Source organism: Bacillus sp. AFS053548 (assembly GCF_002575105.1).
Taxonomy (GTDB): Bacteria; Bacillota; Bacilli; order Bacillales; family Bacillaceae_G; genus Gottfriedia.
This window is the reverse complement of sequence record NZ_NUHI01000041.1, coordinates 1-21,612: the sequence shown is the minus strand read 5'-3', so window position 1 is coordinate 21,612 and position 21,612 is coordinate 1. Positions and strand designations below refer to the sequence as shown.

Genomic DNA, 21,612 nt, shown 5'->3' with positions numbered 1-21,612 from the left:
ACCATCTATGAAGCTCTTTGTTTTTAAAATAGCATCTTTTACATCAGGATGATTTGGATCGATCCCAGTGTCCAAGATAGCAACTTTCTCGCCGGTGCCATCATACCCGGCTGCCCATGCTGTAGGCGCCCCAATTTGTGGCACACTCTTGTCTAGCAGCACGTGAACCGGCTTGTCCAGCCATAGCTTGTTCATACCATCGGCAAGCTTCGGAGCAGTTGCCGCTTTGACGCTGTCGTCGTCTACCGTTTCCCAGAACGTAGCTGCCTTCGACTTGCTCTCCTTCAGTGCGACACCATTTACGCTATCTAGCACCTTGTCCTTTTTTGATCCTGTCGGAGCAGCCTGTTCTAACGCTTTATCCGTCATACTCTCTGTTCCTGTGTAAGTAGCAATTAACGGGATATCGGAGACGTGAGCATCGTCGTAGCCATATTCAATCAACTTCGTGACGTTGAACAGCTCGCGGTCAAGCGTATTAGTAGCTAAGTACGCCTGTGCCTGCGCCGGGATGACGTAAAGATCACCACCCATATTCATCGTGGTTATGTCCACTGGAGTGCCGTCAGACGCTGGCTCGACTGTCGCACCCTAGTCTTTCTAGCTGCTTTTATCATCCTATAGTATTGGTGATAAGCAGAAAATGGCCCTCTCTCCTTAAACTATTCACAAATACCCTGTGAGCTGCTTTACGAATACTGCAATCCCATTCAACACAATAGCCTTGTAAAATCTCAAACGTCTCTTTGTCTAGTTTCGTAACAACTAAATGTTTTGACACAATTGGATATTCGACTTCATCAAACTCCTTATTGCGATATAGAGCTTCAGTTAGTATATCAGTCGTTAAAATTGTTGGATAAGTATTATATTGGAAACTTAATTTTTTAATCAGTTGTTTTATTTCTGGCTTTAATAGTATGCGAATGTCTTTCTTTTTATCGATTAAAATAGTATCTAAGAAAATTAAAAAAGCTAGTAAATAGGTTATCCTACTTACTAGCTTTCTTTTTATATAGTTATGTTCTTTGTAATTCATTAATTAGAATCCCTTAGACACCGGTTTTAAAAATTCATTTGTAAATAGTTACAGTATGTGAAATTTCAATTTTTCCATTGTAAATAATGAAGTTATTTTAGTAAAAATGCGTCTATATTCAAGAGTCTCCTTCTAATGAATCCAGTTTACATAGAATAATCTAATAATACATCTACGCCCGCCGAAGCCTACGCAAACAAAGTTTAAAAGGTACAAAGTATTATTAGTCGATCCATGAGTAGGTTTCATGAAGGATAATCCTCCCCTTTTTGTATAACACTACTGATGAAAAGTTGACCACATATTCCCAGCTCTGGGTGCTAAATGGTGCGTTTTAACTATTTCAGCGGAACCTGTGTAGTATTTGGTGCGTTTTGTGTTCATTAGATGACTAATCCCTGATTTACTAACAATTATGTGGTGCATTTTATGATGAAATAACTGAAAAAATATTGGTTTTACCCAATTACTTGTTGCAAATCGTGAGGATGTCCGTTTACCTTTTACTCAAATCAATACACCAGCAATTAATGCAGTTAATGTCAATTTACTTTACCAAAACAAACATTCAATCTTACCTTATCTCCTAAAAATACATATCAAGAAGAAGATGATTATCATCAACAAATCATTCAAGCCTCTGAATCTTTAAACAGCAAAGGATCCCATCAATGGATATTTAGCTAATCCATAATCAGCTTGTTTTCCACAACTCCCAAGTGTAAACACTTGATTTTCGTATGAAACCTTTCTTGCCTTCCGAAAGGTAGAGTGTAGCTTTCTGCTATGCGTAAGGCATCAGCCCTCACGATTTACTAACATTTCGAAGCTCAATCCCTTCAACCATTTGGCTTTCGGCCCGCAACCTAACTGTATACGCTTAAAGACTAAAGTTACCTTTAGCCCTCTAAGACTCGCTACGAGTGAATGGCTAGTTCTTACTCGACGGGAAGCCCACCCGTTATATGATACGACCTATGTTCGGCCGCACACACATGCGTAAGTTGAATAAACAATGAGCTGAAAAGCTTTTACATTGTATATATGCAATAATTAAATGACAAATATTACATCAGATGCCCTAAATAAAACTAGCTTTAAAACTAATAAAATTCTCTAAAAAAATCAAAAGCACTTCACATTTTCTTTAGTAGATTGAGTTTTCTTAATATCCAATATAATAACTACTACATAAAATTTGTTGTTTAAATGAATTAACAGGACAAAAACTCTTTCGTGTCGAATTAACCTAATTTAGAAGGGGGATGAGCAAATGCGTAAAGAGAGTCTATTAAAGAACCTTCAACTTGTCACGAGAGGGAATTACTTTTTAATCACCATTAAAAATTCCCAAGAAAATGATAAAAATATAATTGAAAAACTGGCTAAAGAGCTAGAACTTGATGGGAAGATTAAATTAAAAGAGTGCACACTTCTAGAAGATTCAATCTTTTTAAGTGGAATACTTAAGTATGCATCCATTTAAATTGGATGCTTTTACTTGTTGAACAAATTAAAATTTAATAGTTACAGATGGTTATCCCCCAAAAAATAGACATCCTTCTTTTTTGATCAAAATTAAGTTCTTTTTATGATGTCAACCTTAGCTTATTAATATAATTTAAAAGAGGCAACAATAATATAGATTAAACGGGGCTTTAATATTTTCTTATTTATAAGAATTTTCATTTTTAACACGATTTATAAATTTGAAATTCTATAATATTAGATCATGGAAGAATAAAAGATATTTTTTTAACAGAATAATAATTCTTTGGCTTGACCTTCTGTAATCCCTTTAACTAATTCAAGTTCGCTTATCAATATTTTGCTTGCATTACCTAACATCTGTTTTTCACTTGAATTAAGGGATTTTTCTTTATCTATACGCATTAAATCACGAACTACCTCTGCGCCTTCTTCAATATTACCTGTTTTCATTTTCTCAGTATTTAGCTTAAATCTTTGTTTATATGATAGAGAACGATTAAATTCCCCATTATGAAAATTATTTAATACTATGTCTAACTTATGTGAATCTACGACCATTCGAATTCTTGAATTATCCATTTTTGAAATTGGAATCATTATTTCCATTTTTTTTATGAGTAATTTTATAATAAAATACTGCTGTATTTCACCTTGAACTTCTTTTTCTTCAATAGATTCGATTACACCTGCTCCTTGCATCGGATAAAAAATATTATCACCAACTTCAAACATATTCTACACCCCCATTTAATTATTAACCTACTTAAGCATAACATTGATTATTTTTTTTGTAAAAATAATAATTATATCACTAACGAACAATTTACGTCAATTTTTTTTATTAAATACTTTCATTTTCAAAATTCTTGAGAAAGGACAAAAAAAGAGCCATATCAAATGGCTCTTGATGTTGAATTAAAACATGTGTTAGTCGAGAAATAAATTCATTATATTTTTATTTAATATTAAATTTAAATAAATACTCTTAATGGTAATAAAAATTATCTATTATTAACTTCATACGCTGTTCTAACTCCTGCTTCAATTGCGCCTTGAATCCAACCTGGTGTAGTTGACGAATGTGATCCTGCGAAATGAATTCTTCCTTCTGGTGTACCAATAAATTGACCAAACTCTTTTATTTGGTCGGGTTTATACATGACAAAAGCTCCTCCAGCATAAGGAAATTCTGACCAATTATGTGAGTATCCTATTAAAAATTCTGAAAACACTTGATCTCCAAATATATATGAGAGATTATTCAAAGCAATTTTTATCCGTTCTGCCTGTGTCATATTATCCCAGATACTAGAATCATCTTCCCATGTATAGCTAGCTAACATAATCCCAGTATCATCCGCCGACCCTTGACCATGACTAGGAAAATAGGCAAACTTGATTGGTAGATCTGTCGTTAATTTACCACCATTTAATCCATATTTTTCCCAAAATCTCGTTTTAAATTGAAGACCTATTTTGGTTGAATTTGCATAATGGATCTTTTTAATAACATTTCTCTTTTCATATGAAACAGACTCATATGGTAGTAAATCGATGAAATTCAATAAAGTATAAGGAACTGTAGAAATTACAAAATCGCTTGTAAGTTGATGTTCAGTATTAAGTATTTGATTTTCTGTATAGATCGTTACGTTCGATTCTTGTTGTATAATTTTTTTCACTCTTTGATTTGTAATAATATCGTCTTTAAGTTGTGGTAAAAATCCATTAATAAGATGATCCGTTCCCCCTGTAATTTCATAAAGTTTTAGATCCTTAGTTAGGAGTACTAAAACTTCTCTTAATATTGCAGTAAATGCAAGTTCAGAAAATCCTTCCAATCCAACCATTGTTTCTATCATATTGATTGCTTCAGTTGATAAGGAAACACCAACAGGGTTATATCTTAAAAATTGATACATTGAATATTGATCATACATATGAACAACTTTTCCCCAATTTTTCTCAGGATTTTGGTTTATAAATTCAATAACTGGACTAACTGCTAATAATAGTAATTCTGATGCCGTTTTTCCTTTTTCACTAGGGGAGACATTATAATTTAATTGGTCTGGATTTGCTCCATAATTTTTTTCATTTGTTAATACATTATTGATGTAAATCAGATCATTAGGGGTACTATTTATAAATTCATTTACTTGTAAATTGAATTTTTTTATATATTCAATTACTAAATAATGGAATGAAGGTATACGCATTGCCCCAAGATCTATATATTGATTATTAATAAAAGGTTCCCTTTTTGTGTATATTCTCCCCCCTATTCTGTTATTTGCTTCGATAATGGTAACATGATGACCAGCTTCTTTTAGGAGTGAAGAAGCAACTAGACCAGATATCCCTGCACCAATAACGGTTATATGCTTTGGTGAATTCGTTTTTTGTAATCCATTTTGAATTATGTATATCATTTGCTCCATTGAAAGTAGTAATTTTTGAATCAAAGATATCACCTCATCTTGAAATATAATAGCTACCAATAAAATGATATTCGTTTAAGAGTTTAAGTAGAATTTCAAAAAAGATTTAATCATAATGATTCAAAAAATAAGTAAATCCTTATTTAACAAAAATTTAACTGGTTGTCCTTATAATACGAACACATGCGTTAGTTACATAAGTAGTAAAAAGGGAATCTTCCAGAGAACAACCATTTTTATTGCTGATAAAGGAATTTATTTAAACTATAAAAATACTTTTTATAGCAGATAAGATAAGAGCATTTAGGATCTATACAGGTATTGATAAGATAGAAGGTACTATTTAGAAAAATATAAATATATATTAAATATAGTACAGGTCTATTACCAACATTTTAAAATCCTACAGAATTTGGAGGAATACATATGCAAAAAAAAGTTCTCCTTTTTACAGATTTAGGAATTGATGATGCATTCGCTATGCTATATATCTTTTTTCGTAATGATATTCAACTGGTAGGGATTGTAGCCGACTATGGAAATGTGTCACGGGAAAAGGCTATATGGAATATTAACTATTTAAAATATATCGCGGGAAGGCAGGAGATACCTGTTTTTCTTGGCGCTTCAGTCCCTTTAACAGGTATAACTGTTAAATTTTTTCCAGAGGTGCATGGAGAAGCTGGGCTAGGACCGATTGTTCCTCCTCAAATCACTTCACCTGTTTACTCTATTAATGAAATCTACCAAATAATAGATTCAAATTTGGACAACCTCACCATTATTAATCTAGGAAGACTTTCTTCCTTGGCAACAGCATTTGTTTTAAACTTAGATAAGATGAAGGATGTGAAAGAATACATTTGTATGGGAGGGGCTTTTTTTTATCCCGGAAATGTGACGGCTGTGGCTGAAGCTAACTTTTACTCAGATCCTTATGCAGCAAATCTAGTTCTGCATCATGCACAGAATTTGACTATCATTCCTTTAAATGTTACCCAGCATGCAATTGTTACACCTGAAATGGTTCTACAAATCGACACGTTTCATCGCAACACACAAGATCCAGCAGGACTCATTATCAAACCCATGTTAGACTACTACTATAATTTCTATTCTAAATCAAATCCTGGCATAGGAGGAAGTCCTATGCATGACTTTGTAACAATTTGGTATTTGTTAAATCCAAATGCGGTTCGTCTCTCTAAAGTACCTATTAAAGTAATTCCGGACCAAGGAGATGGGTTCGGTCAAAGTATTGCGGATTTTCGGTTCGAGACAAATCCTGGTTTTAAAACACATAGTGTGGCTTTTCAGTTCGATTATGAAAAATTTAAGAAAGATATTATGGAAACGTTTTTAAGAAAAAGAATGTAGTCTAATTTTAGGAGATAAAATGAAAGAGTGCCCTGGTATACAAAATTTTTAATATAGGCTGATATTAAAAATTATCAATTCTTCAATTATATTGGGAATATGATAATATTCAAATACGAAACAATTGATGAAAACATTAAAAAAGCTAAAAAAAGAAAAATGATGTCACTTATATAGTTTTTTTAGAAGTTCCTTATTGAACTAATGTATGCGTTAGTTGAACAAGAAACCGATTTGCCTCAGCAAGAAAAAACAGCTAGTTACGTTAACTGGCTGTCTTTGAAAGTAAATTATATTAGTATTATCTGAAATAAAATCATAGGATAGGAAGCTTTAAATATCAAGTTTACGTGTACCGATCCATTTCACCATTTTAGGATCCCTGTGAGAAAAGAACAAGCTTTCATTTGTATCTAGTGCAGTAATTTTATCCATTTCATCTAGGTTTAGTTCAAAGTCAAAGATATTAAAGTTTTCGATGATTCTCTCCTTACGTACTGACTTAGGTATTGCAACAACACCTCTTTGTGTTAACCATCGTAAGATAACCTGGGCTACAGATTTATTGTGTATTTTAGCAATTGATGCTAAAACTTCATTTTGGAACATGTTATTTTTCCCTTCAGCAAATGGTCCCCACGACTCTATCTGAACATTGTTTTCTTTCATTAGGTTATGACTTTCAATTTGCTGATAGAAAGGATGAGTTTCAACTTGATTCACTGCAGGAACCACTTTATTATGAATAATAAAATCAGTCAAACGGTCTGGATAAAAATTACTAACCCCAATCGCCCTAATTTTACCCCCAAGGTACAATTCCTCCATCGCGCGCCAAGAACCATATACATCACCAAATGGTTGATGAATTAAATATAAATCTAAATAGTCAAGTTGCAATCTTTCCAGCGATTTTTCAAATGCTTGTTTAGTAAGTTCATATCCTGTATCTTGAACCCAGAGTTTTGTCGTAATAAACAATTCTTCTCTTGGTACACCACTACGCTTTATAGCTCGGCCAACTGCTTCTTCATTTAAATAGGAAGCAGCAGTATCAATCAGTCGGTAACCTGCCGCGATTGCATCGTATACAGCTTGTTCACACTCATTTTCATCTTGAATTTGAAAAACACCAAAACCTAAAATAGGCATCTCCACTCCATTGTTTAAAATTACTTTTTGCATATAAGTTCCTCCTGTTTTATTCCTTTTACTGTGATTCAATTCATTTTGATTTAATATGTAAATAAATTTGATTTAGAATTTTTGCAAAGGTTGTATTGTTTCGTATTCTTATTATGCAATAAATGAATAAGCTACCGTTATCCAATTCTTATCAAATGATTGCCTAATTCTCTCAAATCACTAATATTTCAGATTTTTGCTTTAACAAAAAAAGCCCTCCTAACTTCTAAAAGCTAGGAGCTTTACTATTAAATTAACACCATCAAATATTTATTATTAGTGAAATTTAGATCGATTTAAAAGCTTGTTTTATATCCCTCAATTCCACAATGATCTATTAGTCCTACATTTCCGCAATTTAAACATTTAAACGGTATCGTTCCTCCAAGTCCCATTGTTTGCGATAAATAAGGTTTATCTCTTACTACTTCATATGATTTAATTTTATCCGCTAATTCACCGACACTATTTGGATAATACTTTCCATAAGACTGAACAGCGCCTTTATTACCACAATTAAGACAAATGACATTTTCCTTAACAGTGTATAACTCAATAGACTTTTTCAATCCGGACTCTCCTTTTTGTTTAAAGTAGTTCTCTTTATCTATAAAAATTATAAGCAAATTAATACTTTGTTATACAAATCTATTAAAACCACTGAGATCTCTTTTGCTTATCAAAAATTGATAGATTTACATAATTTAAACCAAGAGTTACTAACACAGCGATTAGATAAAGGTCAGTCTAGCGGAATACAGCTTTTAAAACACTATTTCTAACAGGATTCAAAATATAAAAAAATAATAAAATTGAATAAAATCCATTGTAAAAATAAAAAAGTAAAAAACAAATTAAAGGCCCAAACCTTTGTTACACTTAGGTTTGAGCCTTCTCACTTTTATGATCCCAACTGGAAGCCAACCAGCGACCCCTACCCTGTCAATTACAGAGTGTGAGGATTATTCAGTAATACTGAATATTTTAGGTCAGTTAAGTCCATTAAATCAAGTAGTCAATGTAATTTTATACACTACTAGTCTGATATTTCTATTGTTTCTTGTAAGTCTGTGCAATTTTTGTGCAATAATAATCAGTATTACTTTCAAGAGGTAGGGTGCAATTTTTCAATTGTCTTCATTTATTCTTATGTGGATATGTATGTTTACTATTAATTAACTTTTTCAAATCACCTCGGAATAAAGCATCTTTCATTTCTTTTGGACGAAACGGGATAAAAGGCGCTAAATATGGAACTCCAAGTGATTTAAGGGATGCCATATAAACAATCATAATCACTGTTCCAACGATCAACCCTGTTAGACCAAAAAAATAACCTAAAAATAGAAATACAGTTCGAGTTGTCATCGCTGTACCGTATAGTCCTCCTGCTGCAATGGCTATGCTTGCTAAGAAATTAACTCCTACTATAATTAATGTTATTGGATGAATCAATTTCGCAGTTACAGCAGTTTGTCCGACAACAATTGCTCCAATTAGTGAGACGATAATAACGGTTGACTTTGGTATTCGTAAGGAGGCTTCTACAAGTAATTGGAACAACAGCGCTACGAAAAAGATCTCCAACAGAATCGGAAAGACTGTATCTGATTTTTTGAAAAATGGATCAGCAAATTTGTGAGGAACCCAGTTATGATGAAAGCGTACCATCGTCACATAGAGACCCAACAACATAATTGACAGAAACCAGCTTAAAAAACGGACCAATCTGTTTGCGTATCGACCTGATTTTGTATAGTATTCATCTGGTTGGTGAAAATAATGAAGAAATAGAGTAGGAACGATGATCGAATAAGGGTTCCCGTTGATTAAAATAGCAACTCTTCCTTCATATAACGAAGAAACTACTACACCAGGACGTTCACACGTAAATGCAAGTGGAAATAGCGTCTTTTTCCCTTCTAATGCATCCTCAATGACCCGTGACTCTAATAAATAAGTTACATCAATTTCCTTAATTCTTTGTCTAGCTTCCTCTAAAACTTTTTCGTCGACATACCCCTCCAAATAGAGAATCGCTACATCTGTCTTTGTTTCTTTTCCAACTTGTACATTTTCGACAGAAAGTTTATGCGTCTGGGAAATGTTACGAATCATATTAATATTCACCTTTAGGTTTTCAGTGAATCCATTCAATGGACCCTTTACAGCTCTTTGTGTATCAGGTTCAGTCACTGATCTCTTTTGCCAATCTGAAGAATCCGCTAAAATTCCCTCTTTAAAACCATCAATAAGGACAAGTGTTTTACCCTTAGATAACCCAGTCAAGATTTCATCAAAAGATGTAACAGAACTGACATCAATAATTGATAAATTACGGTATATTAGCGTTTCAATACTTTCGATTTTATGTATATGTAACAAAGGTGAGAGAATATTTTCCTGTATATTTTGGGTATTCGTAATTCCATCGATATAGATAATAGCAGCATCCCGTTCAATGTCATCATAGATTGTCAGTGATCGTATCTTCAAATCAGTTGTAATATGAAGCTCCTCTTTCAAACGATTAAGGTTTTTATTTAAACTTACCGATAAAGTAGATTGTTGTTCTATGTTGTTCACCAATAAACTCCTTCCTCTTTTTTAGTTAGTGTGTCCATTATTCTTCTCATTATTTTATTTCAAGTAACTATTCTAAATTAGTAAGGTCATTTGTTAATATATATTAAATTGCAATTAGACTTTTTAATTACTAGTAGGATGGGATATATCCACTTAAAAGGGAGGGAATTCACCTCAAAATCAACAATCTAAAATAACTATTACTTAATCATAGTTAGTTAAATTACCAAATCTGATTCATTTAAAAATCAATTTGTTCATTTTTTAAATAACTAAATGGCTGATCATACTACTTTTCAAACTAAAATAGACAAAAAAAGAGAATCCAATAGATAGGATTCTCTTAAAATTTATTATTTCCCCAAATATATATCAGTAATTTAACATCAATTATTTTAATCCTAATTGAGTTTTCTAAAGACTAACAGTGAGACTAAAAGAAACCATACTTTGTTATGATTTTGCTTTATACTTCCTCTTTTTCAATTTTAAGACAAGCAGAAGTAGCGGCGTTTGTATACCAAATAAAAAAAACGCAACATTGCCCATCGTATCCCCAAGTTTAAATAGGTCATTCGTATTTTTCGGGGTCATGGAAATTATATAAATAACCGGAAGCAAGCCAAACATAAATGGATGAATGTTTTTTTTAAAGAGTTGGGCAAGCCCCAAAGAAGCAGCATAATGACTAACGTTAAAGCAAGTAAACATTTGCATAATCCATATTACAAGCAACAAAGACTCAAACCGTTCAAATAGCAAACCAGGTATTTCAAAACTTCGCATGAGTTCAATCGTTGGCCAAGTTTTGGTTACCACATCATCGACGGATAGTCCACCGATGACCATTACGATAGTTATCAAGTAAAAGATCAGTGGGATGAAAATTCCAACTAAAACAGCTTTTACTGCTTGGTTTGGCTGTTTCATAAACGCCATTATAATCAACAGGCTTTCAAAACCTATATATGAGAGAGCCGTTGTTTTGATTCCTTTTAGTACGGGCATGATCCCCAACCCCAGTACCGGGCGCAGATTATCCACTTCAAATATTTTAAAACTCATAAAAGTAACCACCAAAAAAACGCCGACCGTAATGGGGAGAATAATTTCAAACAGACGGGCAATCGGATTTATGCCGCCCGTAATTAAATAGAGACCTATCCACATAAATGGCATCGCGATGGCCCAAGTTGGGGTACCTTCCAACAAAAATAAACTTGTTACTTTTACTAATGCACTGATATGAAATCCACCCATCATTACAAAATAACATACAAGGATTAGACTTAGTAACTTACCCATCCATTTCCCTACAATTTCTTGGCTGTATTGATAAAAGGTTTTTCCTGGAAACCGTTGTCCTAATTTGACCATAATAACTCCTGCCACCATCGCTATCAGCCCGCCTAAAATTACAGTTAACCAGGTATCTGGTGTTTTCACTTTCTCTGTAGCTGCTCGTGGCAAGGTCAGAATTCCCGTTCCAAGTATATAATTGATAAGGATAACAACTACTTGAATTGTTGAAATACTGTCTTTGGGGCTAATAATCATCGCAGGTCACTTCCTTATTCACAATTCAGGATTACTACTTTCTGAAGGCTCATTACTTCTCATTTTTCCACATTTCTATTTATAAACGGTACAATTTTACATTTCCAAAAAAGAATAAAAATTATGCATATTGTATTCATATGAAGTTTACATAATAGCAAGCCTTCCAAGAGCATTACTTATTTTATTTCCCGTCTTTTTTTGTATAAAAACTTGTATAAAATTAAAAGATTTTAATGCTATTATTAAGAAGTACTTACTATTCAGTTGTAAAATCAGTGTTCATTCCGAAATTAGTTCGTTTTTAAAATAGGTTGTAAAATCCATTTCGAGTAATTTCCGATTTAAATAAAAATGTTGATATAACAACGTTTTCCCGACTTAACATACACCTTTTCATCAGTTATATCATCTGCAAGAACAAAATGGAGGTAATATTAAATTTGATTCGTTTCCTTCTGAGGTTCCAACATCCTGAGCTGATGACCATATTAATGTGGATCATATTCTAGGAATAGGAGAAGAAAAAGGTATTTTATAATGTGTATCTAATTCAAGAATGGGGATTACCAAATGATATTGTTCTAATCTCTGGAGATAGGACAATCGTGGATTGCTCTTGATTACGGAAATACAAGTGAAGAACCACCTGTTATATTCATTGATGTGGATGAAGACCAGATTATAAATTTAGCTCCTAGCTTTGAAATTTTTTAAATGGCTTAACTGTTTGGGAAGACTAATTTCCATATACAACTAAAGCATGCGTTAGTTGAATAAGAATATTTTTAATAAGTTAAATAATAATTTCATAACTTCCACTTAATACCAAGTTCTTCAAATGAAATTCTACTTTGACTTATACCTTCTTCATCTTCCGACCCAATCATTTGAATTTCTTTTTCATTTAATATGATGTCTTTAGTCGGATTTTCAATTTTACGTTTGAAAATGGATTTTAGTAGGACTATTTGAGTCTCAGACATTTCATATTCTTCTTTCCACTCATTTATAGTATTTTCCATATTATCTAATTGTCTTTCTATAAGAAATCCGTCATTTTCAATAAAATCCTCATATGTATCATGCGAGTATACTTCATCAAGATTTCCCCAAAATGCAGTTGTTATAACTGGGACTGTCTTTCCGTCAATCTCATCTAATAAATATAGAAGAGCTTCTTCTGATGCTCCTTCTTTAGACTTTTCAGGTGCACTCTTAAAATATTCAATAGCATTTTTGTACTCTAATGCTCTATCGCTATGGTCATTTCTGAAAGCACCTACTAAAAAATTCGGATGAAATGTAATAGTTCCACGCGTACCAGAGCTATCTTGAACACTATAATTAAACCCATCCCAAGTTTGTTCATGAGAAATATCAGGATAATGAACCACCATAATTGCATGGGCTATCGAAGCTAAAATACAACCTTCCCACAGTTGATTTCTGTTCCAATTTAACTTGTTCTAATAACTTCATCGGTTACATCTGTAATTTGTTTATATTCATAGTTTGGTGGAGTTCATCGAAAAATCTCCTTTCCTTAGTGTCATAATACAGGCAGTAATGTTGTCCATATACTTGAGATTTTCCAAATACAAAATGGAATTCCGAAAATAATATTACCAAATACTCAAATCTTCAAAAGAACTGATCATACAAGAAGATATATACATGTTCCAAAAACAAGGCAAGGAATAAAAAATCAGTGATATGAGTTGGGAAAATGTCTGTGATTAGCTTATATTAATCAGCTAAGGAGACGACCAATACATTTTGGAATTAATTTGAAGGGAAAACAGTTTTATTTTGTTATGACGGAAAGAACTTGTATAGGAAGTATGTGCAATCCACTTAGTAATAGGTGATTTTTTGTATTTAAAAGGGCTTCCCAAAAGTCAGTTCTCTTAACTTAAGGGATAGCCCAATTTTTATTTATGCAGCTTTATTTGTGGTGCTTCTATACTGTCACTCTGATTTAATTTACTGTTTTTATAACCGTAAGTAGCGTAAATTACTAAACCTATTACTAACCAAACTACGAATCCCTTCCAAGTAAATGCTGAAAGTTGGAACATTAAATATCCACAGAATAAAATTGCTAATACTGGAACAACAGGAACCCAAGGAGTTTTAAATCCACGTTTTAAGTTTGGATGAGTTTTTCTTAAGACTAAAATGCCAAGTGATACAGCTGAGAAGGCAAATAATGTACCAATATTTGTTAATTCAGCTAGTTTATTTAATGGAATTAAACCAGCAAATGCAGCAACTAATCCACCAGTTACCCATGTACTTACAACCGGTACTTGAGTTTTACCATTAACTTTTGATAATTTTTTCGGAAGTAAACCATCTCTACTGATTGAGTAGAATAAACGTGTTTGTCCAAACATCATTACGATTAAAACTGTAGTAATACCAATTATTGCACCTAGTGAAATGAAACCAGCTGCCCAATCTTGGTGGATAAATGATAAAGCAAAAGCAACAGGATCTTTAACACCAAGTTGATCAAACGGCACGATACCCGTAAGAATTAAGGAAACAACGATATATAAGATTGTACAAATTGTTAATGCCGAAATAATACCGATTGGTAAGTTACGTTGAGGATTTTTTACTTCCTCAGCAGCAGTAGATACTGCATCAAAACCAAAGTAAGCAAAAACAACAACTGCAGCTCCAGCTGTTACACCAGAGAATCCCATTGGCATAAACGGTGTCCAGTTTCCTGGCTCAACATACCAAACACCTATAGCGATGAAAAGAATTACTACTGCTAATTTAACAATTACCATTACAGTGTTTAGTTTTGCAGATTCTTTTACACCTCTAGTAAGAACGAATGTAACTAATAATACGATAAGAACTGCTGGTAAATCTATAAAAGTTCCTTTAGAAGGATCAAATGCACTTGTTAATGCTGTTGGGAAATGAATTCCAAAACCTGATAATAAACTTTGAAAGTAACCAGACCATCCACTAGCTACAGCTGATGAAGCCAGTCCATATTCAAGTACCATATCCCAACCTAAAATCCATGCCACAATTTCACCGAATGCGACATAACTATACGTATATGCGCTACCTGCCTCAGGAATCATTGATGCAAATTCAGAGTAACATAATGCAGCAAATGTACAGGCTAAACCTGCAATTATAAATGAAAGTATAAGTGCTGGACCAGCATAATCTGCTGCTGCTACACCAGTTAGAACGAAAATCCCGGTACCAATAATTGCACCTATTCCTAGCATTGTTAAGTCAAATGCACCTAAAACTTTATTAAGTGAACTGTTAGATAATCCACTCGATACTGATTTTTTTCGAAATAAATTCATAAAAACCTCCTCTAAATTCTTGTGCTACTTTTCCAATTTTAATTATTTAGTACTTTCATAGTTGTTTGTAAAAAATAGAAGATTCAGACAACTAAAACCATAAAAATTTAATTGTTTGAATTGAACGCAATTTTTATCTAATCATACGATTTGTAACTATACAAAGCATTTTTCAACAAAATAAAATATTCAGAAAATGTGTAGAAAGACTATATTCAGATCCTTTTCTAAAATTAAATAAACAAAGACAGCATTGGCTTATTATCCAAACCCTTGTTACAACCTGACTACAACACTTTTATACTCCCTGCAATTTGAAGAAACAAATTTATTGGCTAATCCACCAACTGCTTTGATTCTAAATAGAGCGATTGAATAAATTTTTTCATGTTGATTCGGCTTTGATTAGTGCTTTTTTCACTTTTACCTTCAAGCTCTAACATTTTCTTTCGGACTTCCGAGAAATCGAAAAATGTGGATGAATACGCTTCGAATTTTGGATTCGTGTAATCTGTTAATCCTAATGAGGCAATATGGATGAGCACATGGTAAATAGCTCTGCGAACCCGCTGTTCGGAGGCTTTCGATTCTTTTTGTATTTCCGCCTCGGTAGCCTGTTCTCCAAGCGTTTTTTTTGCATATCCATAAAATATGTCTTTTAGAGACGGAAAGATGTAGAAGGATCCAAACTTTTGTTTTTGGTCCTGCAGGAATTCTAAAATATTCATCAAGTCTTCACTACCGCTTTCTCCGATAATCCCTAAATCCGAAATCAATGAACGGCCGGCTTCGATTATGTTTTTTGTATGAGAAGAGCCGAATGGTGGCGACTGATGACCTTTTAATAAAGTTAACGATTCTTGTATGCCTCGAATTGATTTTTCCAGAATCACCCGTTCGTTAACCTTTTTTAACACTCCTGAGATTTCAATGCGGTTTAACGGCTTAGTGATGTAGTATTCTGCTCCTAAACTATATACTTCCCCTATGAGCTCCTTTGCCTCTACTTGCGAAATCATCACGAATTTCCCCTTGAATTCAGAAGAAAGAACACGAATTGTTTCAATTCCATCCCTCTTTGGCATCAGTAAATCAATAAGTACTACGTCTACTTTTTTGAGCGCAAGCAAGTCATTGTCTACCAATGATCCGTCTTCTGCTTCACCCATCACTTTGCCTAAATCCTCATCCTCAATCAAGTCTATCAGCATCGCTCTAATAGCTGGATCATCGTCTATTATAAAATAATTCATTTGATTTATCCTTTCTGTATCATCGCATTAATTGGAAGCTCGATAACAAATACTGTTTCTTTATGACTTTCTTTTAGCTTAATATGTCCGCCAAGCTTGTCCACCGTTAGTTTCACATATGAAAGTCCAATTCCTGTAGAAGGATTGCCGGAAGCATCATACTTAGATGTAAACCCCTCTTTAAAAATGACTTCTTTCAACTTCGGTGCAATGCCTGGTCCATTATCACAGACATGAAATTCTACAATCCAGTCTCTTCGAATGACATACAACGATACATATCCCTCTTGCTCAATGGCTTCCACCGCATTTGCGATCAAGTTATTTATCAAAGATAATACTCTATATACATGATATGGCGGATGTTCCCCTTCGACGTGCATAGAAAAAGAAATGTGTTTTTTCAATAACTCTGCATACCGTCTATTGGAAACAAGGATAATGTTACTCAGTAACTCAATGCCCATGTAGTCCTCTAGCTTTTCAGTAGAAATCAACTGTGATAGTCCAGCATAAATTCGCTGATTATCTTTTTTTACTTCATGCACGAGACTTGCAATTTGCAGTGCGGTTTGGGAAAAATGGACATGAGAAACTTCCGATTTCAACCTACGATAAAAATCATAACTTATGCGGGTGATTTCTTCCGCATTTTGCATTGTTTTCTTAAGCTGTACCGATTCCTCATACAAATTCGAAATGAACAACAGCATTTGCTCGTTTTGTCTACGCTGCTCTTCCACTGCCAATTTTGATTCTCTCAGTTTAAAAATGTTAAAAAAGCCAAGTACGAAAAAACTTCGAATAAACGCGATAAAGATAATCTGTTCGATTGAGTGAAATGCAATCATTTTATCTGCTATAGAGTATCGAATCACCATTTCAACTAAACTTGCACCAATTTCTATGACCATTCCTAGTAATCCTATCATAAATGGCTTGTTATGCTGCTCATTCATCTTAGTAAAATGAAAGATGAAAGCGAACACCACGTAATAAAAGAGTACCGGAAAATGACTGTAAAATGCCTCATCAACCGGTATGTCACTGATTTGGACCGCCAAAAAAAAACGAAATACAAACACACTTGTCCCAGTCAAAATTCCTGCAATATTCGGGTGAATGCCCCTTCCCAATAACAAAAATAAGAAAAATGCCGGTGTCCCCAGGCTGACACGGAAAGCATCATTGAACGGATAGAATTTAAACTCTCCAGCGAGCGGAACGGTTATCATCAAAAATACAACTGCTAAAATTCGTTCCTTCAGTTCGACACCTCCAAACATTAAACATTTTACTCAAACCTTTGGAAAATTGAAATAGTTGTGAGAAAATTATTTATTTTTTATTTTTTCATTTGTAGGTTTTTGTATGATTCTGTATGATTTCGAGTGGAATCGCTTACATTTATATTCTTAATAACCTTGAAGGGGTGTATGGGATGAAAAAACTAAAACTCGGGTTAGCTTGGCAGATTGTAATTGGTCTTATTTTAGGTATCGCAGTTGGAGCTGCCTTTTATGGAAATCCAAATATTGAAGGATTCCTAAAGCCGATTGGAGATATTTTTATTCGTTTAATCAAAATGATTGTTATTCCTATTGTTGTCTCAAGCTTAATTGTCGGTGTTGCCGGTGTTGGGAATATGAAAAAGCTTGGTAAACTCGGTGGTAAAACAATTTTATATTTTGAAATAATTACAACTATTGCCATTCTTGTTGGATTGTTAGCGGCAAATATCTTTCAACCCGGTAGCAGCGTTGATATGTCATCATTACAGAAAACAGATATCGGAAGCTATATACAAACAACCGAAACGACGAAAAGCCACGGTTTTGCTGAAACTTTCGTCAATATCGTTCCGCCAAATATCATTTCAGCAATGACAGAAGGAAACATGTTAGCCATTATTTTCTTTTCTGTTTTATTCGGACTAGGTGTGGCAGCGATAGGTGAAAAAGGAAAACCAGTCTTAAAGTTTTTCGAGGGTACAGCTGAAGCAATGTTCTATGTGACAAATCTAATCATGAAGTTTGCTCCATTTGGTGTATTTGCATTAATTGGTGTAACGGTATCAAAATTCGGTGTCCAATCACTGATCCCATTAAGTAAGTTAACGATTCTTGTTTATTCAACAATGATTTTCTTTGTGTTAGTTGTTTTAGGACTTGTTGCAAGATGGGCAGGCATTAACATTATTCATTTTATTAAGTTATTAAAAGATGAACTGATCCTTGCTTATTCAACGGCTAGTTCTGAGACTGTTTTACCTCGTATTATTAATAAAATGGAGAAATTTGGATGCCCTAAAGGAATCACATCGTTCGTTATCCCAACAGGATATTCTTTCAACTTAGATGGTTCTACGTTATATCAAGCAATAGCGGCCATTTTTATTGCACAAATGTATGGTATTGATTTATCGATTAGCGACCAAATCTCATTAGTACTTGTATTGATAGTAACATCTAAAGGAATTGCAGGGGTTCCGGGAGTGTCGTTTGTTGTATTGTTGGCAACGCTCGGTACAGTTGGAATTCCTGTAGAAGGATTAGCGTTTATCGCAGGTATTGACCGTCTTTTAGATATGGCGAGAACAGCAGTTAACGTCGTAGGTAACTCGCTTGCGGCAGTTGTTATTTCTAAATCAGAAGGTCAATTCGATAAACAAAAAGCGCAAGCTTATATTAAATCACTTGATTCCGGTAAGCAAACAAATGTAGCATAATCTTTCTTAACAAGATAATTGAGTAGACCTAGTTTCACTGACTACTAAATTGCAGGCATTGACTACATTTCTTATGCCTTCTCTTTTTTAAAATGAGATCAAGCTCTACTTCTTGTAATCAACTAATATATATAACTATTAATCGTTGAAATTAAAAGCCTGTATCTTCAAATACCAAGTAATTTTCGATACAGGCTCTTTTTATCTATTAACATTGTTATGTTTAGACTGACAAAAAAGAGAAACTCGCAGGATAAAGAGTTTCCCTAAAAAATAGGTGATATTGGTAAAAAAGAAAAATGTAACTGTACTTTATTATATAAAAATTATTATGTATTGTATTAGTTATTCACCTTTCTTGTTGGAAGTCTTTTCCACCGTTATATAACTAAAGCAATACATTAGTTACACAAGAAAAGCCTTAGTTAACCCTGTATAGGCAATTTCATATTCTGACTTCTCGTTCCAAAACCTAATGCAATCGCGGCGCCAATACAGCAAAAAAAGCAACCAGCAATCAAATACACTGATGGATCAGACTCACCGATTAAAACAGAGGCCACTCCACCAATTGCGGGGAAAAGGGCGACCATATAGCCACTTTGAGCTCCTCCAATTTTTTCTACTAGCTTCAAATAGAATAACCATGCAGCAAAAGAAGAAACCAGCGTTAAATATAGCAACGCAGATAAGTACGTAAAAGAAGTTGAAATAATAATTTCTTTCCCTTGAAACAATATTATTGCTCCCATCAATAAACTACCCACTGTAAATCCAATTGCATTTGCATAAATGGGATCAACCTTGCGATTTGCATTTCTTGCCGAGCAGGCGTCACCAACCGCTGTTAGGAGAGTACCTAGGAAAGCGAAAATAATTCCTTTTATGTCATGGAACCCTTGAAAATTTTCCAGTGAAGGATAAATTAGAATACACACTCCCATTACACCAAGAATACCTCCAATTAGAACTCGCGAATGTAATTTTTCTTTTAAAAAAATCCGGAGAGCAATCGGAGTTAAAATCACTTTTAAAGAAAATACCAGTGTTACGATTGCTGCAGAACTCAAAATTGTAGCGTAATAAAGACACAGATAGCTTAATGCAAAGTTACATATACCAAATGCCATTACAAAGGGGAGATCCTTTATTGTTGGTCTCCCCTTTGGGCGAATGAACAAAACAAGAACTAAAAATAAAAAGGCTGTCATAACTAGTCGAAAAGTTAAGGATAATTCCAAGCTTATTGGAGTTCCTTGAATTTTTACAGCAATAAAATTAAGTCCCCATACAATCAAGCAAAACATATACATAAATTTTATCATTAATATTACCTCTTCCTACTGTTCCTCCAGTAATTGTAACAAATCAAACTAAAGTAGTTCAAAAGATTCTCGATTCATTTCTTTCAATAATTTGCTTTTAGTTCAATTAAAAAGCGACCTTCTATTGAAGTATCGCATTGCTTTAGTTGAACAAGAACTCACATTTCCGTTAATTTATTTGCCTTCGTACCAAGCTTTTAAGACATAATACAAAAAAATCTACTATTATAGAGTTGTCATTCACAGACTTAGAAAATCTAATTTTTAAATTCTAGGTTGGTAGTCTTAATTTAAGTCTGTCTAAAAAATGAAAAATCCCTAAATTAAAACCTTTTTGGTTTGGTGGTTTGACAGTTTCGTTCATATCAGTTGCATAAGAACGTCTAAGCATTGACTAATAACTGTCCCCATCCTTTCAGGAAATTAAAAAGACCGTGCAAGACGGAATCCAAGGTCGTCTATGCAAAATGACGGATGGCTACGACGACGACATGATGCGCCACAACCTCTTGCTACCTCTGCCCAGCTACCACCTCGAAAAATTCGATATGACCCATAGACCTGTTCATCATATAAATCCCAACACCACTCCCAAACATTTCCTAACATATCATACAGACCCCATGCATTCGCTTCCTTTTTTCCTACTTCATGTATTTTATCTCCAGAATTTTCATTATACCAGGCAATTTTATCAAGTTCACCGTATCTATAACCCGTCGTCCCTGCTTTACACGCATATTGCCACTCTGCTTCTGTAGGAAGTCTATAGCCATCTGATTCCCAATCACAATATATGTTTTCACCATCATTACTTATTGAATAACACTCTTTCAGTCCTGCTTTCTGTGAAAGTAGATTACAAAAAGAAATTGCATCATTCCAAGAAATATTCACAACTGGTTTTAGATCTCTGACAAAAGTATTAAGTGATGTATTTGTTATAGTATTGTATATACCCATAGTTAAAGGATACTGGGCAAGAAGAAATGGTCTTATTTCAGTTTTCCATTTACTTTTTATTCTATCGTCTCTTAATTCTATATTTCCCCCTGGAATTTTTATCATTTGATAGTCAATGTAACTCTTAATTTCATTTGACACTCTGTCTTCCTCCTAATGATCATGATTTAATAAAAATCACCTCGTTAAGAACTATAAGATCAATTCAAAAATTACGTTGGTTTTTTATAGATAAAAATCCGTTAGAATCCGTTAGTAAAATAAAAAAGTCTGCAAATCAGCATATTCGTTATACAACAAGTCGAGTAGAATGGAGTCTT

At 33.7% G+C, this 21,612-nt stretch carries 16 protein-coding genes and 1 pseudogene; 3 read left to right on the top strand and 14 right to left on the bottom strand.

What is annotated here, in order from left to right; all coding sequences use genetic code 11:
• A pseudogene (locus CN946_RS20065) lies at window positions 1-540 on the bottom strand (S8 family serine peptidase); the annotation flags it as partial.
• Between the two features lie 73 nt (window positions 541-613).
• Window positions 614-1,039, bottom strand: coding sequence for a hypothetical protein (locus CN946_RS20060; RefSeq protein ID WP_098862711.1), 426 nt, complete (start codon window positions 1,037-1,039; stop codon window positions 614-616).
• A 1,273-nt stretch (window positions 1,040-2,312) separates the two neighbouring features.
• Between CN946_RS20060 and CN946_RS20055 the strand changes: the two genes are divergently transcribed.
• A complete protein-coding gene (locus tag CN946_RS20055; protein WP_098862710.1) occupies window positions 2,313-2,525 on the top strand; it encodes a hypothetical protein in 213 nt (70 codons plus the stop codon).
• A 269-nt stretch (window positions 2,526-2,794) separates the two neighbouring features.
• On the opposite strand, the gene CN946_RS20050 is transcribed toward CN946_RS20055, so the two are convergent.
• Together CN946_RS20050 and CN946_RS20045 are read right to left on the bottom strand one after the other, a co-directional pair.
• Window positions 2,795-3,262 carry a CarD family transcriptional regulator gene (locus CN946_RS20050; protein WP_141546947.1) on the bottom strand — a complete coding sequence of 156 codons (468 nt, stop codon included), beginning with the start codon at window positions 3,260-3,262 and terminating at the stop codon, window positions 2,795-2,797.
• 269 nt (window positions 3,263-3,531) lie between these two features.
• On the bottom strand, window positions 3,532-4,995 hold the full coding sequence (locus CN946_RS20045) for a flavin monoamine oxidase family protein (protein ID WP_353616206.1): 1,464 nt from the start codon (window positions 4,993-4,995) through the stop codon (window positions 3,532-3,534).
• Window positions 4,996-5,397: 402 nt separating this feature from the next.
• On the opposite strand from CN946_RS20045, the gene CN946_RS20040 reads away from it, so the two are divergent.
• On the top strand, window positions 5,398-6,348 hold the full coding sequence (locus CN946_RS20040) for a nucleoside hydrolase (protein ID WP_098862709.1): 951 nt from the start codon (window positions 5,398-5,400) through the stop codon (window positions 6,346-6,348).
• 333 nt (window positions 6,349-6,681) lie between these two features.
• Here CN946_RS20040 and CN946_RS20035 read toward each other — a convergent pair whose 3' ends face one another.
• From CN946_RS20035 to CN946_RS20000, 8 genes are all read right to left on the bottom strand, one after another.
• Entirely contained in the window at window positions 6,682-7,533 is an 852-nt protein-coding gene (locus tag CN946_RS20035) for an aldo/keto reductase (RefSeq protein WP_098862708.1), read from the bottom strand.
• A gap of 296 nt (window positions 7,534-7,829) precedes the next feature.
• On the bottom strand, window positions 7,830-8,102 hold the full coding sequence (locus CN946_RS20030; RefSeq protein ID WP_098862707.1) for a hypothetical protein: 273 nt from the start codon (window positions 8,100-8,102) through the stop codon (window positions 7,830-7,832).
• A 568-nt stretch (window positions 8,103-8,670) separates the two neighbouring features.
• Window positions 8,671-10,119: a spore germination protein gene (locus CN946_RS20025; protein WP_176547387.1), complete on the bottom strand. Its 1,449-nt coding sequence runs from the start codon at window positions 10,117-10,119 to the stop codon at window positions 8,671-8,673.
• Between the two features lie 453 nt (window positions 10,120-10,572).
• On the bottom strand, window positions 10,573-11,676 hold the full coding sequence (locus CN946_RS20020; protein WP_098862705.1) for a spore germination protein: 1,104 nt from the start codon (window positions 11,674-11,676) through the stop codon (window positions 10,573-10,575).
• An 809-nt stretch (window positions 11,677-12,485) separates the two neighbouring features.
• Window positions 12,486-13,076 carry a hypothetical protein gene (locus CN946_RS20015; protein WP_286133996.1) on the bottom strand — a complete coding sequence of 197 codons (591 nt, stop codon included), beginning with the start codon at window positions 13,074-13,076 and terminating at the stop codon, window positions 12,486-12,488.
• Window positions 13,077-13,610: 534 nt separating this feature from the next.
• On the bottom strand, window positions 13,611-15,023 hold the full coding sequence (bcaP, locus tag CN946_RS20010) for a branched-chain amino acid transporter BcaP (RefSeq protein ID WP_098862703.1): 1,413 nt from the start codon (window positions 15,021-15,023) through the stop codon (window positions 13,611-13,613).
• A gap of 335 nt (window positions 15,024-15,358) precedes the next feature.
• Window positions 15,359-16,276, bottom strand: coding sequence for a response regulator (locus tag CN946_RS20005; protein ID WP_098862702.1), 918 nt, complete (start codon window positions 16,274-16,276; stop codon window positions 15,359-15,361).
• Between the two features lie 5 nt (window positions 16,277-16,281).
• The gene (locus CN946_RS20000; protein WP_286133994.1) at window positions 16,282-17,562 is read right to left on the bottom strand and encodes an ATP-binding protein; all 1,281 of its coding nucleotides are present in this window, start codon (window positions 17,560-17,562) and stop codon (window positions 16,282-16,284) included.
• A 155-nt stretch (window positions 17,563-17,717) separates the two neighbouring features.
• On the opposite strand from CN946_RS20000, the gene gltP reads away from it, so the two are divergent.
• Window positions 17,718-19,004 carry a glutamate/aspartate:proton symporter GltP gene (gene gltP, locus CN946_RS19995; protein ID WP_098862701.1) on the top strand — a complete coding sequence of 429 codons (1,287 nt, stop codon included), beginning with the start codon at window positions 17,718-17,720 and terminating at the stop codon, window positions 19,002-19,004.
• Between the two features lie 425 nt (window positions 19,005-19,429).
• Here gltP and CN946_RS19990 read toward each other — a convergent pair whose 3' ends face one another.
• Window positions 19,430-20,329, bottom strand: a complete 900-nt coding sequence (locus CN946_RS19990) for a DMT family transporter (RefSeq protein WP_098862700.1) — start codon at window positions 20,327-20,329, stop codon at window positions 19,430-19,432.
• A gap of 423 nt (window positions 20,330-20,752) precedes the next feature.
• Window positions 20,753-21,397 (bottom strand): formylglycine-generating enzyme family protein, encoded by a 645-nt coding sequence (locus tag CN946_RS19985; RefSeq protein ID WP_176547386.1) that lies wholly within the window; start codon window positions 21,395-21,397, stop codon window positions 20,753-20,755.
• Between the last annotated feature and the right edge of the window lie 215 nt (window positions 21,398-21,612).